Source organism: Streptomyces sp. NPDC110618, from assembly GCF_055657065.1.
This window is the reverse complement of sequence record NZ_JBVKBN010000006.1, coordinates 34,526-49,012: the sequence shown is the minus strand read 5'-3', so window position 1 is coordinate 49,012 and position 14,487 is coordinate 34,526. Positions and strand designations below refer to the sequence as shown.

The following is a 14,487-nucleotide window of genomic DNA, read 5'->3' as shown; positions in this document are numbered from 1 at the left end:
TATGCAACGAGTTGCATATCAAGATCGAGGCATGGCGCTTGAGCACGCGATCCTCGTCTCCCTGCTGGAGCAGCCCGGTACCGGCTATGAGCTGGCCCGGCGCTTCGACCGGTCCATCGGGTACTTCTGGACCGCGACCCACCAGCAGATCTACCGCGTCCTCAAGCGCATGGAGAGCGACGGGCTGCTCGCCGTCCGCGGGGAGCCGCAGCAGAGCAGGCCGGACAAGAAGGTGTACTCCGTCGTGGACGCCGGCCGCGCCGCCCTCGCCCAGTGGCTGCACGAGCCGATCGAACCGGAGAGCATCCGGCACGAACTCGCCGTGAAGATCCGCGGCGCGGCCTTCGACGATCCGTCCGCGCTGATCCGCGAGGTCGAACGGCACCGCCGGGCGCACCGCGACCGGCTCGCCCACTATCTCGCGGGCGAACAGCGGGACTTCACCGGCCCGACCGCCCCCAGCCCGCTCGACGCAGGCCAGGAGCTCCAGCACGTGGTGCTGCGCGGCGGCATCGCGTACGAGCGGATGACGATCGCCTGGCTCGACGACGTACTCACCACGCTCCACCGGCTCAGCGGCGCACAGCCGCGCGACTGAGCCCACCGGCACTTCCATTCCGACCGTTCACCCTCACCCCTCGGAAGGCGGACCTCCATGACCGACCCGCTCCTGTTCAACCCGCGTACGTACGACCCGGCGCACTTCGACCCCGAGACCCGCAGGCTGCTGCGCGCCACCGTCGACTGGTTCGAGGAGCGCGGCAAGCGCAGGATCGTCGAGGACTACCGCTCCCGCGCCTGGCTGGGCGACTTCCTGGCCTTCGCCGCCAAGGAAGGCCTCTTCGCCACCTTCCTCACGCCCGGCTCGGCAGCGAGCAACAAGGAGCAGCGCTGGGACACGGCCCGGATCGCCGCCCTGAACGAGATCTTCGGCTTCTACGGGCTCGACTACTGGTACGCCTGGCAGGTGACCATCCTCGGTCTCGGCCCGGTCTGGCAGAGCGACAACGCCGCCGCCCGCGCCCGCGCCGCCGAACTCCTCGACCAGGGCGAGGTGTTCGCCTTCGGCCTCTCCGAGAAGACCCACGGCGCCGACATCTACTCCACCGACATGCTGCTCACGCCCGACGGCGACGGCGGCTTCACGGCCACGGGCTCCAAGTACTACATCGGCAACGGCAACGCCGCCGGCCTCGTCTCCGTCTTCGGCCGCCGTACCGACATCGAGGGCCCCGACGGCTACGTCTTCTTCGCGGCCGACAGCCGCCACGAGAACTACCACCTCGTGAAGAACGTCGTCGACTCCTCCAAGTACGTCAGCGAATTCCGCCTGGAGAACTACCCGGTGGGCCCCGACGACGTCCTGCACACTGGCCGCGCCGCCTTCGACGCCGCCCTCAACACCGTGAACGTCGGCAAGTTCAACCTGTGCACCGCCTCCATCGGCATCTGCGAGCACGCGATGTACGAGGCGATCACGCACGCCCAGAACCGCATCCTCTACGGCCGCCCCGTCACCGCCTTCCCGCACGTGCGCCGCGAACTGGCCGACGCCTACGTCCGCCTGGTCGGCATGAAGCTGTTCAGCGACCGCGCCGTGGACTACTTCCGCGTCGCCTCGCCCGAGGACCGCCGCTACCTCCTCTTCAACCCGATGACGAAGATGAAGGTGACCACCGAGGGCGAGAAGGTCATCGACCTCATGTGGGACGTCATCGCCGCCAAGGGCTTCGAGAAGGACACCTACTTCGCCCAGGCCGCCGTCGAGATCCGAGGGCTGCCCAAGCTGGAGGGCACGGTCCACGTCAACCTCGCGCTGATCCTCAAGTTCATGCACAACCACCTGCTGAACCCGGCCGAGTTCGAGCCTGTGCCGACCCGCCTCGACGCCGCCGACGACACCTTCCTCTTCCGGCAGGGACCGGCCCGCGGCCTCGGCTCCGTCCGCTTCCACGACTGGCGCCCCGCCTATGACGCCTACGCCCACGTGCCGAACGTCGCCCGCTTGCGTGAACAGGCCGACGCCCTGTGCGAGTTCGTCACCACGGCGGCTCCCGACGAGGAGCAGAGCCGCGACCTCGACCTCCTCCTCGCCGTCGGCCAGCTCTTCGCCCTGGTCGTCCACGGCCAGCTGATCCTGGAGCAGGCCAGCCTCACGGACGTCGACGAGGACGTCCTCGACGAGCTGTTCTCCGTCCTCGTCCGCGACTTCTCCGCCTACGCCGTCGAACTCCACGGCAAGGACTCCGCGACCGAGGCCCAGCAGAACTGGGCGCTCGCCGCGGTACGCCGCCCCGTCATCGACGAGGCCCGCTCGGCCCGCGTGTGGGAGCGCGTGGAGGCGCTGTCGGGGGCGTACGAGATGGCGCCCTGAGCTTCGGTGACGATCCGCCCCCGGACACCGTTCGCCGCTACGGCCGACCTGGCTTCTCGGCCTCGCGGTTCTCGCTGTCCGGGGCCGCGGCCGCGTCGAACGATGACACGGGCATCGACGACCGTGCCGGTAATGCGGCTTTTCGTGATAAATACGGCATGTGCGTCATCGGGAGGACAGGAAGAAGGCGGGGGCCCGCAAGGAGCGCTCCGCCGAGCGCTGGCTGCTCGCGGCGATCGTCGCCGAACCCCGCCGTCTCCCCGAACTCCTTGCCGACTTCGCCGTCCGCCACATGGGCAAGGGCGTGCCCCGCGCGATCGAGAAGCTGCGGCACGACCACCCCGACGCCGACGAGGCGGACCTGCGGGCCATGGTGGTCGCCCGCGGCAGGCGTGCGGTCGTGTCGGAAGGGGCCCTGGTCGGCGGCCCCTTCATCGTGCTGATCCCCGTCGCGTTCTGCACGGCCATCCTCCGCCAGGCCCGGACGATCCTGGAACTGGCCGCCCTCGACGGACGGGACCCCAACGACCGCGAACGCGCCGCCGAACTCATGGTCCTCCAGGGCGCGTACGAGGACACCGCGCAGGCGCGGGAAGCGCTCGACCGGATGCCGCGCACCGTCGAACCGCCGCCCGCCCGCTTCAGACGCTGGGCTGCCCTGTGGGAGGTCACCCTCCGGATGGCCCGGCTCCTCGGGATCATCACACCGGGCGACGACTACGCGGGCATGAGCCGGGTGCGCCGGATCCTCGTCCAGACAGCGCGCTGGGTCCTGCTCGGCGCGGTCCTCGTGGTCGGGTTCGTCGCCCCGCTCGTCTGGCTCCCGTACATGGCGAACTCCTACCGCCGTGCCGACGCCCGCCTGATGCCCCGGGTCCTCGCCTACTACTTCGGCGACAGCGCCGCCGCCATCGCCCCGCGCCGCCGGATCTCGACACCCGAGCCGGAGGTTCTGGCGGCCACCTTCCGCGCGGTCCTGTCCCTCGTCGTACCGGTCCTTCTGGTCGTCTTCACCCTCCTCGCCGGACTGGACATGGCCGGTCATCGCTGGCCGGTCCTCGGCCTCGTCCTGGCCGCGGGGTCGGTCGTCGTCGGCGGGCTGTGGTACCGCAGGCACCGGCGCAGACCGTCTTCCGGGAGTTGAGGGGAAAGAAGTCGGCGCAGGCGGGTACCCGGTGCCGCGATGCGGGCGCACGGGTGGGAGGACGTATGAGCGGTAAGCAGTTCGGATCGGGTGGGAGGACTCCGGCGTCCAGCCGGCCGGAGCCCCTCTCGCTGACCGCGAACCAGGTGATCCAGGACGTCAGGGCGGCGCTGCGGGTGGACTTCTCCTACGACCCGGCCGATCCGCTGTTCGTGTCCGTCGTCTTCCGGCCGGCCTACGACCGGGCCGTGACCTGGCAGATCAGCCGCACCCTGATGTGCGACGGACTGCGGCGGCCCACCGGCAGCGGGGACGTGCGGATCTGGCCGGTGCGCCGCACGGGCCGCCCCGTGGTCCGGCTGCGGCTGCACGATCACGGCTCCACGGCCCTGTTCGAGATCGACCTGGCCGACCTCCAGGGCTGGTTGGCGCGGACCTGCGAGTCGGTGCCGCCGGGGACGGAACTGGACGACGTCGACTGGGACGCCGCCCTGCGCGCCCTGGTCGACGGCGCCTGACGGGGCCGCGATTCACAGACCGCTCACCTTGCCGCTCGCGGAGACCTCGTACACCAGGGTGATGCTGCGGTGCCCGCCGGGCGGGAGGGCGATGTCCCAGCGGGCGATGCTGTCCTCGTCGACCGTGTCCGGGAGCGGGGAGCAGTCCTCCTTGCGCAGCCGTACGTCCACGGCCGAGACCTCGGAGACGGGGATCCGTTCCCGCACCGCCACCACCTGTTCGCCCTCTGTGCCCGGGGCGGAGAAGCGGGAGAGGTGCAGGCGCACGGTGTGGGTGACCGTGGTCCGCTGGGTCATGGCCGCGGTGTCGCGGGACTCCTCGGCGTACCGCACGACCCGGTAGTCGTCGTGGCTGCCGAAGGCGAGCTCGACGGGCCCGCCGGGAGCGGTGAAGTCCAGGGTGCCGCGTCCGCTGAACCCGCTGCCGCGCACCAGGTCCACGGGACCGGCGAGCAGTGCGTGCCCCGAGGCGTTGTCGAACCGGACCACCTGGGTGACCAGCGGGGACAGTTCCGGGGCGCAGGCGTACTCGCTGCGCGCGGGCATGGTGGCCGAGGAGAGCGGGAGCCGGTGGGCGCTACCGTCCGAGGGCACCGAGACGGGGGCGGGGGAGCGCAGTACCCGGGTCTCGCCGCCGTCGTCCACGCCGGGCAGCCCGAGCACGGGCGCCGGGCCCAGGTCGGCGATCTCCTGCTCGCGCATCTCCACGGCGACCGTGCGCCGCTCGGCGGGGGAGCGGTCGGTCAGGGTGAGCCGGTCCTCGACCAGGCGGGGCGGCTCGTTCGCCGAGGCCGAGCGGGCCGTCGACAGCGTCAGGGCGATGCCGGACCAGTCCTCGCCGGTGCGCTGCCAGACCATGGCGTCCGTCTCCAGCGTCACGGTGTCCGCGTCGAGCACGGCCCGGTAGGCGGGCCGCCACAGCGCGCACGGCACGAGGTGGGTCAGCCGCAGCCGGGCCTGCCCCGCCTCGGCGGACCGTACGGTCAGCTCGATGTGACCGAGCAGCTCGGCGGGCTCCTGCTCGGCCAGTGCGACGGCGTGCTCGGTCTCCTGGATGCGGGTCGAGAGCCTGTTGAGACCGGCCTGGGCGGTGCGCAACTCCTCGCTGACGGTGTCGCGTTCGTCGTCCACCCGGTCGAGTTCCGCGGACCAGCGGGCCGCCTCCGTCTCGCCGAGGCCGGCTCCCTCGCCGATCTCGCGCAGGAGGTCGGCGGCGAGCTTGCCCAGCAGGTCGAGACGGGTGCGCAGCCGGTCCGTCCGCTTCTCCAGCGCGAACCGCTCCTGCTTCAGTTCGTGCAGGCGCAGCCGCAGCGCCGAGTCGTCCGCGGTGGGCTCGGGGCCGCGCGGCGTCCAGGTGCGGACGAGGCGGGCGTCCAGGACGGCGGCGTCGTGGCCGGCGGTCAGCTCCGCGTGCAGGGTGCGGTCGACGGCCAGCGCGCTGACCGGTCCGAGGCGCAGCCGATGGGTTCCGGCCGCGAGGTCGAGGGCGAGGGTGCGCTCGACCTGGGCGCGGTCCTCCAGGCAGGTGACGGCGGTGACCGGAGCGGGGATCAGGTCCGTATCCGTGGCCATGGTGTGTCTCAGCTCCTGCGGTTGCCGCCGGTCAGGGCCTTCGCGGCCGGGATACGGATCTCGTAACCGCCCTCCAGGGCGGCGGTGCCCCCGGGCGGCAGCTCGACGCGCCACACACGGGTGCCGGGGGCGTACCGGTCGGGGCCCGCGCCCTCGTCGGGGACCGCCCAGTCGGCCTTCTCCTCGATCCGCACGTCGGTTTCGGAGGTGACCGGTACCTGTTCGCGGACCTCGACCCGTACGGGCCGGGCGAGCCGGTTGGCCAGCTCCACCGACACACGGTGGTCCAGCACGGTGGTGTTGTTGCGCAGGCCCGCCGTGGACTCGTTGAGGTGGGTGCGCCGGGTGACCTGGATGCCCTCGGCGGGCCCGAGCCCCATCCGGCGGACGCCGCCGGGCGCGAGCGTGGGCAGCGCGGCCGTCAGCAGGAAGTCGTCGTCGACGGTGACCTCGACCGGCCCCGCGAGCAGGGCCTGGTCGGTGGCGTTGGAGAGGACGAGCGTGCCGTAGACCCGCTGTTCCACGGAGGGAACGGCCAGGTATTCGGTGCGCAGGCCCACCGGGATCTCGCCGATGGTGACGGTGTGCCAGGTGCCGTCCGAGGGGATGTCCGCGCGGGCGTCGGCGTCGTAGCGGTGGTCGAAGGAACCGGCCGACTCGCGGGGCCGTACGGCATGTCCGGGCAGCGGCAGCGAGGCCACCGACTCGGCGCGACGGCGGTACTCGACGGCCACCGGATCGTAGGGCGTGGCGGGGAACAGACGGCCCCTGCGGTCGGAGGACTCCTCGGGACCGCTGAGCTGGAGGGCCGCGTAGTCCAGCTCGTCGTGCGAGGGGCGCGGCGGGCCGGGCACGGGGGCGGGCGGCGCCGGGGCCGCAGAGGCGCCCGGGGGCGGTGGCATGGCACCCCGTGAGCGGGAGAGCTGCTGCGGTGCAGGCGCCGCGAAGGCGGGCACGGCGCGGTCGAGCGCCTCCTCCTGCACGGGGGCGCCGCCGGGCTCGGCAGGACGGACCGGGGCGCCGCCGAAGGGCTGGGGCGCGGGAGGGAAGGGGCCGTCGTATACAGGCGGCGGGGGCACGGGCGCGCCGTACGCCGCCGGGGCCGACGGCACCGGGGGCATGGCGGCGGCACCGCCGACCATGGTCGGGAATTCGGTCCCGGCCCCGACCGTGACCGGCGGGGGCGGTGTACGCGGCAGTGGCGGCGGGCCCGCCGCGTCGTACCCGGCGAACAGGTCCGCCAGGCCCGCGGGCGGTTCCCGCCAGCCCGACGGCGCGGGGGCGGGCTGACGGCGGCCGATGCGCAGCGAGCGCAGCTTCGGCAGATCGGTGCGTCGCCGCAGGTCGGCGGTGGCCACGGCGAGGCGTACGCCGTTCCAGTCCTCGCCGGTGCGCTGCGCGACGGAGGCCCGCAGCACCAGGCTGCCCGAGTCGGCGTTCTGCCGGTAGGCCAGGCGGTAGGCCGGTACCCATACGGCGCCGGGAACGCCGTACTCCAGCTCCAGTTCCACCTCTTCCCGCGGCCCGTCGAGGGTGAGGAGGGCGCTGACGGTGGTGTCGACGTGGCGGTCCGGGGCGTCGGTTGAGCTGCGGACCAAGCGGTCGGTGGCGACGTCGAGTTCGAGCTGGGTGCGGCGCAGCTCGGCCTCCACCTCGGCGAGGCGGGCGTGCAGGGCCGCAAGGCGCTCGTCCACGAAGTCGGCGAGGGCCAGCCACGCCTCGGCCGGCGTGCGCCGGTGCGGGTCCTCGCGCTTGCGCGGCGGCGGGACCGGACGCAGGGCGGCGACCTCCTTGATGCGCGCGAGCACGCGGTCGCGGCGGTCCTGGAGCGCGGCGCAGGCGTCGCCGAGGCGCTCGACCTCCGCGCGCAGGTCGGCGGCGGGTTCGTCGGCGGACGGCTCGGCCTCCACGGCCACGCGTACTTCGGTGACGCGTACGGCGCTGTCGCCGATCACGCGGGCGCGCAGGGACGCCGCGTCCATCGTGCGCGGCAGTCCGGTGACCCGTACCCGCCCCGTCGGCGGTACCGAGCCCGTCGCCCGGCGCGTGCACATCGCGCCCTGTGCGTACACCACGACGGCGTCCAGGGCCGATGCCCATCGCGGTGTCTTCCCGGAGTTCATGAGTCTCACCCCCGTCATGATGCCCGTGCCGGCCGAAGCCTAGCGGCCGCGACGCGGTCGCCGGGCAAGATCCCTCCTGGCTCCCCCGGGCCAGGAGGGGAAGCACGGATCAGAGGTCGCAGAAGCCCAAGGCCTTCAACGCTTCGTTGATTTCCGCCGCCTGCTCCTCCGTGGTGGTGACGTCCTTGTACGAGAAACGCCGCGCGGCGAGGTAGTCGAGCATGCCCGCCTCGCCATTGATGGCCGAGCACTGGTCGCGGGCGGCCGCGATCGCCTCGTCCTCGTAGCGCACGACGTCCGGCGCGGCCGATTCCAGGGCGTCGAGGAGTGCCTTGCGGTCCGCGCCGGTCGGCTCGGGCGGAATGCCGGCGGCGGCCCGGGCTTCGTCGCGGTCCTTCTGGGAGACCTCCTTCGGGGTGGTTTCGGGTGTGGAGCTCGGTTGTTCGGCGGTGTTGGAGCAGGCCGTGAGCGCGCAGACGAGCGCGACGGCGGCGACAGCGGGAGTGTGAATGCGCATGATCCCCCCTTGAGCGGAGTGCGGGACGGGTATCTTCGCGCCGCTCCGCCACACAGGTGTAGGGGTGTGTCCGTACTGTTACTTTCCGTTATCCATCCCGGTAACGGGCACAACGGCCGACAGCGGAATTTTCGCTACCGCCTTCAGGCGTCAACTTCCGCCGTACGACGTGCTCTTGACGGTGAGTCAACATTCACCGAACATTCAACTCGCATCGCCGCACCTGGCACAGCCCTCTCACAGCTCCAGCGTCCCGCGTCACCAACGCAGCGGGACGTTTCGCTCGTTCCGCAACCCATCCTCAGTTCGGAATCACGGAGCCCCCACATGAGACACTCCGCTCGTCAGCGTGCCCTGATCGTGGCCGGAGCCGCCCTTGCCGGGCTGCTCGCCGGGGCCGTACCGACGGCCTCCGCCCAACAGGCCGCCGCCGCACCCGACATCCCCGTCGCCAACGTCAAGCAGCACCTCGCCGACCTGCAGTCCATCGCCACCGCCAACGGCGGCAACCGCGCCCACGGCAGGGCCGGGTACCGGGCGTCCCTCGACTTCGTGAAGGCGAAGCTGGACGCCGTCGGCTACACCACGACCATTCAGCAGTTCACCTCAAGCGGCGCCACCGGCTACAACCTGATCGCCGACTGGCCCGGCGGCGACCCCGACCAGGTCGTCATGGCCGGCTCGCACCTGGACTCGGTGACCTCCGGGCCCGGCATCAACGACAACGGATCCGGCTCGGCCGCGGTCCTGGAGAACGCGCTGGCCGTCGCGCGGGTCGGCTACCAGCCCGACAAGCACCTCAGGTTCGCCTGGTGGGGAGCCGAGGAACTGGGGCTCGTGGGCTCCCGGTACTACGTGAACAACCTGCCCTCCGCCGAACGCGCGAAGATCAGCGCCTACCTGAACTTCGACATGATCGGCTCGCCCAACCCGGGCTACTTCGTCTACGACGACGACCCGGCGATCGAGCAGACCTTCAAGAACTACTTCGCCGGACTCGGCGTCCCCACCGAGATCGAGACCGAGGGCGACGGCCGCTCCGACCATGCCTCCTTCAAGAACGTCGGCATACCGGTCGGCGGCCTGTTCACCGGCGCCAGCCGCACCAAGACCTCCGCGCAGGTGCAGAAGTGGGGCGGCACCACCACCTCCTTCGACCGCTGCTACCACTCGTCGTGCGACACGACCTCGAACATCAACGACACCGCCCTGGACCGCAACAGCGACGCCATCGCCCACGCGATCTGGGCCCTGTCCTCCGGCACCACCAACCCGCCGACCGGCACGGTCTTCGAGAACACCGCCGATGTCACCATCCCGGACTACGGCGCCGCGGTGACCTCCTCCGTCAACGTCACCGGCATCCCCGGAAACGCGCCCAGTGACCTCGCCGTCGGCGTGGACATCGTGCACACCTGGCGCGGCGACCTCGTCGTCGACCTGGTCGCCCCCGACGGCACCGTGTACAACCTGAAGCCGTACTCGTCCTCCGACTCCGCCGACAACGTCAAGGCGACGTACACGGTCAACGCGTCGTCGGAGACCGCCAACGGCACCTGGAGCCTGCGGGTGCAGGACCGGGCGAGGTACGACACCGGCTACATCAACAGCTTCAAGCTGACGTTCCCCTGATGCATCCGTCGCCCTGATGCCCCTTTCGCCCGGGTGCGCACGCCCAACCGGCGTGCTCGCCCGGGCACTTCGCTGTCGGAAGCGTTGACTGTCGCGTGTGGGACTCCCTATCGTCCGGTCGAGCGTGCGAATGGTATTCGATATATCGAACGGAGTGGGCTTGTGGGACCAGTGCTCGGCCGCAGAACCGTCCTCGGCATGATGGCCGGCTCGGCCGCCGCCACCCTCACCGGCGCCACGGCGGGCACCGCCCACGCCGCCGCACCCGCGTCCCCGGCCGTCACCTACACCAACACCCTCGCCGAGCAGCGCGCGGACCCGCACATCCTCAAGCACACGGACGGCCACTACTACTTCACCGCCACGGTCCCGGCGTACGACCGCATCGTGCTGCGCCGCGCCACCACCATCCAGGGGCTCGCGTCGGCCGCCGAGACCACGATCTGGACCAAGCACTCCAGCGGCGAGATGGGCGCCCACATCTGGGCGCCGGAGATCCACTTCATCGATGGCAAGTGGTACCTCTACTTCGCCGCGGGCGCCACGGACGACATCTGGCGCATCCGGCCCTACGTCCTGGAGTGCGCCGCCGCCGACCCGCTCACGGGCACCTGGACGGAGAAGGGCCGCATCGCCCTGCCGCTGGACACCTTCTCGCTGGACGCGACCACGTTCGTGGTCAACGGCGCCCGCTACCTGTGCTGGGCCCAGAACGACCCGGCCGTCGGCAGCGGCACCAGCCTCTACCTGGCGAGGATGGCCAACCCCTGGACCATCACGGGCACTCCGGTCCGGATCAGTACGCCCACCGCCTCCTGGGAGACCGTCGGCCACCGGGTCAACGAGGGCCCGGCCGTGATCCAGCGGGGCGGCAAGGTCTTCCTGACCTTCTCCGCCAGCGCCACGGACGCCAACTACTGCATGGGCCTGCTGACCGCCTCGGCCAACGCCGATCTGCTGAACCCGTCGTCGTGGGCGAAGACCCCCACACCCGTGTTCGCCGGCAACGCCGCCACGAGCCAATACGGCCCCGGCCACAACCAGTTCACGGTCTCCGAGGACGGCAGGTCGGACATCCTCGTCTACCACGACCGCGGCTACCGCGACATCAGCGGCGATCCCCTCAACGACCCCAACCGCCGTACCCGCGTCCAGAAGATCTACTGGAGGGCCGACGGCACCCCCGACTTCGGCATCCCCGTCGCCGACGGACCCACCCCCGTCCGCCTGTCCTCCTACAACTACCCCGACCGGTTCATCCGCCACTGGGAGTACCGCGCCCGGCTCGACCCGAGCGACATCTCCCCTCTGGCGGACTCCCAGTTCCGCACGGTCCCCGGCCTGACCGGCACCGGCACGGTCTCCCTGGAGTCGGCCAACTTCCCCGGCTACTACCTGCGCCACAAGAACTTCGAGCTGTGGGTGGAGAAGAACGACGGCACAGCCCAGTTCCGCGCCGACGCCACCTTCACCGCCGGCGCGGGCCTCGCGGACCCGGCGGGCGTCTCCTACGAGTCGTACAACTACCCGGGCCGCTACATCCGCCACTACGACTACCTGCTGCACGTCCGGACAGTGAGCACTTCGACGGACCGGGCGGACGCGACCTTCTACGCCCAGTGAGCGCGCTCGTGCCCGTGCAGGCACTTGTGGGCGCCGTACGCCTCGATGAAACCCTGGACGGCCTCGATCCTGTTGACGAAGCCGGAGGAGCGCCACTTGCCCTTGCGCCCGTCCCGGTAGCGAAGGTCCAGCCAGGTGTTGACGAACATGGACGAATCGGTGGTGGCCACACGCAGGCTCACCTCGGCCACGTCCTGGAAGTCGACGATCGCCAGCGGCTTGCTCTCGTTGATGTACTCGACGGCGCCGTCCGGCGTGATCACCAGCAGGGGGTCCGGATCGTCCGAGGTCCCGCGGAAGAGGCCGGTCAGCCTGTTCCGGCGTTTGGTGAACACATGCCAGTCCGCCGGTACGGGACCCCGGCGCGCCTGCCACAGGATCGTTCGCGGATCCGTCATGGCTCCTCCGCGGGACTGGACGTCAGTCCTGTGTAAATTCTCCGCCCGACGCCGGACGTACGCCACTCCGCTCGGCGGGCGCGGTGCGGGCGGTTGCGTCCAGGCTCGCCAGCAGGCGCAGGCCGTCCTCCGTGCGGCTGCCGGGACTCGCGGACAGGACGAGCAGCTCCATGCCCGAGTCGTCCGGCAGGGCGAAGTTCTCCTGGTGGAGTTCCAGCAGGCCGACCAGCGGGTGACGGTACGCCTTGCGGCCGTGGGTGCGGGCGCGGACGTCGGCGCGGGCCCACAGGCGGCGGAACCGCTCGCTGCCCATCGCCAACTCGCCGATGAGGGAGGCCAGTCGCGGGTCGTCGGGGTACTTGCCCGCCGCCAGGCGCAGGTGGCCGACCACGTCGAGGGTGCACGTGTCCCAGTCCGCGTACAGGCCCCGCCCGGCCTCCTCCAGGAAGATGTGCCGGGCCGTGTTCAGGCCCGGCACGGGCCGGCCGTACAGGAGATCGGCGAGCCGGTTTCCGGCGAGGACGTCCAGGCGGTGACCGACGATCAACGCGGGGGCGTCCTTGACCAGTTCGATGGTGCGGAGCAGTTCCGGACGCACACGTCCGCCCGGCGACCTCGCGGGACGGCGGCGCTGGCAGGCGAGCCGGCTGAGGTGCTCGCGTTCGACGGGGTCGAGGGCGAGGACGCGGGCCAGCGCGTCGAGCACCTGATCGGAGGGCTGGGTCGCGCGGCCCTGCTCCAGGCGTACGTAGTAGTCGACGCTGACCCCGGACAGGTGGGCGACCTCCTCGCGCCGCAGCCCCGTCACCCGCCGCGGGCTGTCGGTGGGGATACCGACGGCGGCCGGGTCGACCCGGGCCCGCCGGATCCGCAGGAAGCTCGCGAGATCGTCCATGCCTCCAGTATTGCCCGGCCGGAAGGGCGGGAAGGTGGCCCTGCCAGTACCAGGAACTCCCGTCCGTGGGAAGCGGAGCCCCTGAACGCCGGGCGCCGCGGCGCCCAGGATCGGAACCGCCCCTCCGATCCGAAGGAGTTCCCATGAAGACCCTGATCGTCCACGCCCACCCCGAGCCGCGCTCGCTCAACGGCGCGTTGAAGGACCTCGCGGTGACCACACTGCGCGGCGCCGGGCACGAGGTACGGGTGAGTGATCTGTACGCGATGGACTGGAAGGCGGTCGTGGACGCCGCGGACTACGGCCCGCACGCCTCAAGCCCGTTGAAGGTCGCCGCGGACTCGGGCCGGGCCTTCGACGCCGGGGAACTCACCGCCGACGTCCGCGCCGAGCAGGAGAAGCTGCTGTGGGCGGACACCGTCATCCTCCAGTTCCCGCTGTGGTGGTACTCGATGCCCGCGATCCTCAAGGGCTGGGTGGACCGGGTGTTCACCTACCACTTCGCGTACGGCGTCGGCGAGCACAGCGACAGCAGGTACGGCGAGCGCTTCGGCGAGGGCACCCTCGCGGGCCGCAGGGCCCTGCTGTCGGTGACCGTCGGCGGCCCGGAGTCGCACTACTCCCCGCGCGGCATCAACGGCCCTGTCGAGGACCTGCTGTTCCCGATCCACCACGGTGTCCTGTTCTACCCCGGTATGGAGGTCCTGCCGCCGTTCGTCGTGCACAGCGCCGACCGCACCACCGCCGACGACTACCCGGACATCGCCAAGGCGTGGGAACAGCGCCTGCTCACCCTGGAATCGACCGAGCCGATCCCGTTCCGGCGGCAGAACCACGGCGACTACGAGATCCCCTCGCTGCAACTGAAGGAAGGATTGGAGCCCGAGGGCCGCACGGGGTTCGGGCTGCACGTGCGCCGCTGACAGCTCAACTGGCCGCACGGCTCGCCGCGTTGGCGCGCCATTCCTGCCCGATGGTCCGCAGCAGGGCCGGGTACACCCCCAGGTACCGGAACGGCTTGATGCCCAGCATGTACAGCTCCCCGAAGCGGCCGTTGGGCTTGACCAGCACCGCCATCTGCCCCCGGTAGCCGCCGTCGCCGTCGGGCACCCAGCCGACGTGCAGGACCCCGTGCATGGTCCTGTTGGCGCACTCGGCGGCCCACTCGTCGTGGGTCTGGAAGACGGACGTGAAGGGCGCCGCGGCGAGTACCGGCCCCCGGTCGCCCTCACGCAGGTCGTCCGGCAGGCGGTCCCGCAGCGAGGCCACCCGGCCGCCGACGCCCGAGCCGGGCTTGTCCCAGCCGAGCAGCGCGCCGAGCTTCCAGCGCACGGCGAACAGGAACCGGCCCAGCCGGCTGCCACCGTCCGGACCACCCCTGCCGTTGGCCATCTGCTCCACCAGGTGGCGCAGATCGTCCGGGCCGCCCGGCGTCGGCAGCACCCACACATCCTCCAGCCGGAAGTCATGGGCGATCTCGTGAATCCGCCAGGGGCGTGAGGTGTGCTCGCGGGGTGGAAGGCGCAGTTCACTCATTGCCGGCTCCTGTCCGTACGGTGCCGTACGGATCGCTGCTGGGGGAGATGCCCGCAACCGTGGGCGTGGTGCGGGATACGGCTGGACATGCGGGGCTCCGGGTGTGGACGCTTCGACATCCCTGATCGTCGCCGACGCCGTTACCCGCCCGCATC

General features: G+C 71.4%; 13 protein-coding genes. 7 read left to right on the top strand and 6 right to left on the bottom strand.

The features are described 5' to 3' along the window. Positions 1 to 31: 31 nt before the first annotated feature. The 4 genes from ACZ7L7_RS13480 (at position 32) to ACZ7L7_RS13465 (ending at position 4,036) form a co-directional block, all read left to right on the top strand. Positions 32 to 598, top strand: a complete 567-nt coding sequence (locus ACZ7L7_RS13480; protein ID WP_472075850.1) for a PadR family transcriptional regulator — start codon at positions 32 to 34, stop codon at positions 596 to 598. A gap of 57 nt (positions 599 to 655) precedes the next feature. Beyond that, positions 656 to 2,374 carry an acyl-CoA dehydrogenase family protein gene (locus ACZ7L7_RS13475; RefSeq protein WP_285512459.1) on the top strand — a complete coding sequence of 573 codons (1,719 nt, stop codon included), beginning with the start codon at positions 656 to 658 and terminating at the stop codon, positions 2,372 to 2,374. 160 nt (positions 2,375 to 2,534) lie between these two features. Beyond that, on the top strand, positions 2,535 to 3,518 hold the full coding sequence (locus tag ACZ7L7_RS13470; protein WP_472075848.1) for a hypothetical protein: 984 nt from the start codon (positions 2,535 to 2,537) through the stop codon (positions 3,516 to 3,518). A gap of 65 nt (positions 3,519 to 3,583) precedes the next feature. Beyond that, on the top strand, positions 3,584 to 4,036 hold the full coding sequence (locus ACZ7L7_RS13465; protein ID WP_472075846.1) for an SsgA family sporulation/cell division regulator: 453 nt from the start codon (positions 3,584 to 3,586) through the stop codon (positions 4,034 to 4,036). A gap of 12 nt (positions 4,037 to 4,048) precedes the next feature. Here ACZ7L7_RS13465 and ACZ7L7_RS13460 read toward each other — a convergent pair whose 3' ends face one another. From ACZ7L7_RS13460 to ACZ7L7_RS13450, 3 genes are all read right to left on the bottom strand, one after another. Further along, positions 4,049 to 5,608, bottom strand: a complete 1,560-nt coding sequence (locus ACZ7L7_RS13460) for a mucoidy inhibitor MuiA family protein (RefSeq protein WP_472075844.1) — start codon at positions 5,606 to 5,608, stop codon at positions 4,049 to 4,051. An 8-nt stretch (positions 5,609 to 5,616) separates the two neighbouring features. After that, on the bottom strand, positions 5,617 to 7,731 hold the full coding sequence (locus tag ACZ7L7_RS13455) for a DUF4139 domain-containing protein (RefSeq protein WP_453601414.1): 2,115 nt from the start codon (positions 7,729 to 7,731) through the stop codon (positions 5,617 to 5,619). A 109-nt stretch (positions 7,732 to 7,840) separates the two neighbouring features. Further along, positions 7,841 to 8,248, bottom strand: a complete 408-nt coding sequence (locus ACZ7L7_RS13450) for a hypothetical protein (RefSeq protein WP_285516712.1) — start codon at positions 8,246 to 8,248, stop codon at positions 7,841 to 7,843. Between the two features lie 327 nt (positions 8,249 to 8,575). On the opposite strand from ACZ7L7_RS13450, the gene ACZ7L7_RS13445 reads away from it, so the two are divergent. Next, positions 8,576 to 9,880: a M28 family metallopeptidase gene (locus ACZ7L7_RS13445; RefSeq protein WP_453601411.1), complete on the top strand. Its 1,305-nt coding sequence runs from the start codon at positions 8,576 to 8,578 to the stop codon at positions 9,878 to 9,880. Between the two features lie 198 nt (positions 9,881 to 10,078). Further along, the gene (locus ACZ7L7_RS13440) at positions 10,079 to 11,503 is read left to right on the top strand and encodes a family 43 glycosylhydrolase (RefSeq protein ID WP_285516751.1); all 1,425 of its coding nucleotides are present in this window, start codon (positions 10,079 to 10,081) and stop codon (positions 11,501 to 11,503) included. On the opposite strand, the gene ACZ7L7_RS13435 is transcribed toward ACZ7L7_RS13440, so the two are convergent. Then, entirely contained in the window at positions 11,491 to 11,901 is a 411-nt protein-coding gene (locus ACZ7L7_RS13435; protein WP_285516714.1) for a hypothetical protein, read from the bottom strand. The genes ACZ7L7_RS13440 and ACZ7L7_RS13435 overlap by 13 nt on opposite strands. Before the next feature lie 22 nt (positions 11,902 to 11,923). Continuing rightward, the gene (locus tag ACZ7L7_RS13430; RefSeq protein ID WP_472075842.1) at positions 11,924 to 12,796 is read right to left on the bottom strand and encodes a helix-turn-helix transcriptional regulator; all 873 of its coding nucleotides are present in this window, start codon (positions 12,794 to 12,796) and stop codon (positions 11,924 to 11,926) included. A 143-nt stretch (positions 12,797 to 12,939) separates the two neighbouring features. On the opposite strand from ACZ7L7_RS13430, the gene ACZ7L7_RS13425 reads away from it, so the two are divergent. After that, complete coding sequence (locus ACZ7L7_RS13425) at positions 12,940 to 13,719, top strand: NAD(P)H-dependent oxidoreductase (RefSeq protein WP_472075840.1); 780 nt, start codon at positions 12,940 to 12,942, stop codon at positions 13,717 to 13,719. A 4-nt stretch (positions 13,720 to 13,723) separates the two neighbouring features. Here ACZ7L7_RS13425 and ACZ7L7_RS13420 read toward each other — a convergent pair whose 3' ends face one another. Further along, entirely contained in the window at positions 13,724 to 14,332 is a 609-nt protein-coding gene (locus ACZ7L7_RS13420) for a DUF2867 domain-containing protein (RefSeq protein ID WP_285516717.1), read from the bottom strand. Positions 14,333 to 14,487 lie beyond the last annotated feature (155 nt).

What these genes read in the sequence shown, in the direction of transcription:
- ACZ7L7_RS13445 (WP_453601411.1), top strand. Translation starts at nt 8,576, where the DNA reads ATGAGACACTCCGCTCGTCAGCGTGCCCTGATCGTGGCCGGAGCCGCC.
- ACZ7L7_RS13475 (WP_285512459.1), top strand. Translation starts at nt 656, where the DNA reads ATGACCGACCCGCTCCTGTTCAACCCGCGTACGTACGACCCGGCGCAC.
- ACZ7L7_RS13440 (WP_285516751.1), top strand. Translation starts at nt 10,079, where the DNA reads ATGATGGCCGGCTCGGCCGCCGCCACCCTCACCGGCGCCACGGCGGGC.
- ACZ7L7_RS13425 (WP_472075840.1), top strand. Translation starts at nt 12,940, where the DNA reads ATGAAGACCCTGATCGTCCACGCCCACCCCGAGCCGCGCTCGCTCAAC.
- ACZ7L7_RS13430 (WP_472075842.1), bottom strand. Translation starts at nt 12,796, where the DNA reads ATGGACGATCTCGCGAGCTTCCTGCGGATCCGGCGGGCCCGGGTCGAC.
- ACZ7L7_RS13455 (WP_453601414.1), bottom strand. Translation starts at nt 7,731, where the DNA reads ATGAACTCCGGGAAGACACCGCGATGGGCATCGGCCCTGGACGCCGTC.
- ACZ7L7_RS13420 (WP_285516717.1), bottom strand. Translation starts at nt 14,332, where the DNA reads ATGAGTGAACTGCGCCTTCCACCCCGCGAGCACACCTCACGCCCCTGG.
- ACZ7L7_RS13460 (WP_472075844.1), bottom strand. Translation starts at nt 5,608, where the DNA reads ATGGCCACGGATACGGACCTGATCCCCGCTCCGGTCACCGCCGTCACC.
- ACZ7L7_RS13435 (WP_285516714.1), bottom strand. Translation starts at nt 11,901, where the DNA reads ATGACGGATCCGCGAACGATCCTGTGGCAGGCGCGCCGGGGTCCCGTA.
- ACZ7L7_RS13480 (WP_472075850.1), top strand. Translation starts at nt 32, where the DNA reads ATGGCGCTTGAGCACGCGATCCTCGTCTCCCTGCTGGAGCAGCCCGGT.
- ACZ7L7_RS13465 (WP_472075846.1), top strand. Translation starts at nt 3,584, where the DNA reads ATGAGCGGTAAGCAGTTCGGATCGGGTGGGAGGACTCCGGCGTCCAGC.
- ACZ7L7_RS13450 (WP_285516712.1), bottom strand. Translation starts at nt 8,248, where the DNA reads ATGCGCATTCACACTCCCGCTGTCGCCGCCGTCGCGCTCGTCTGCGCG.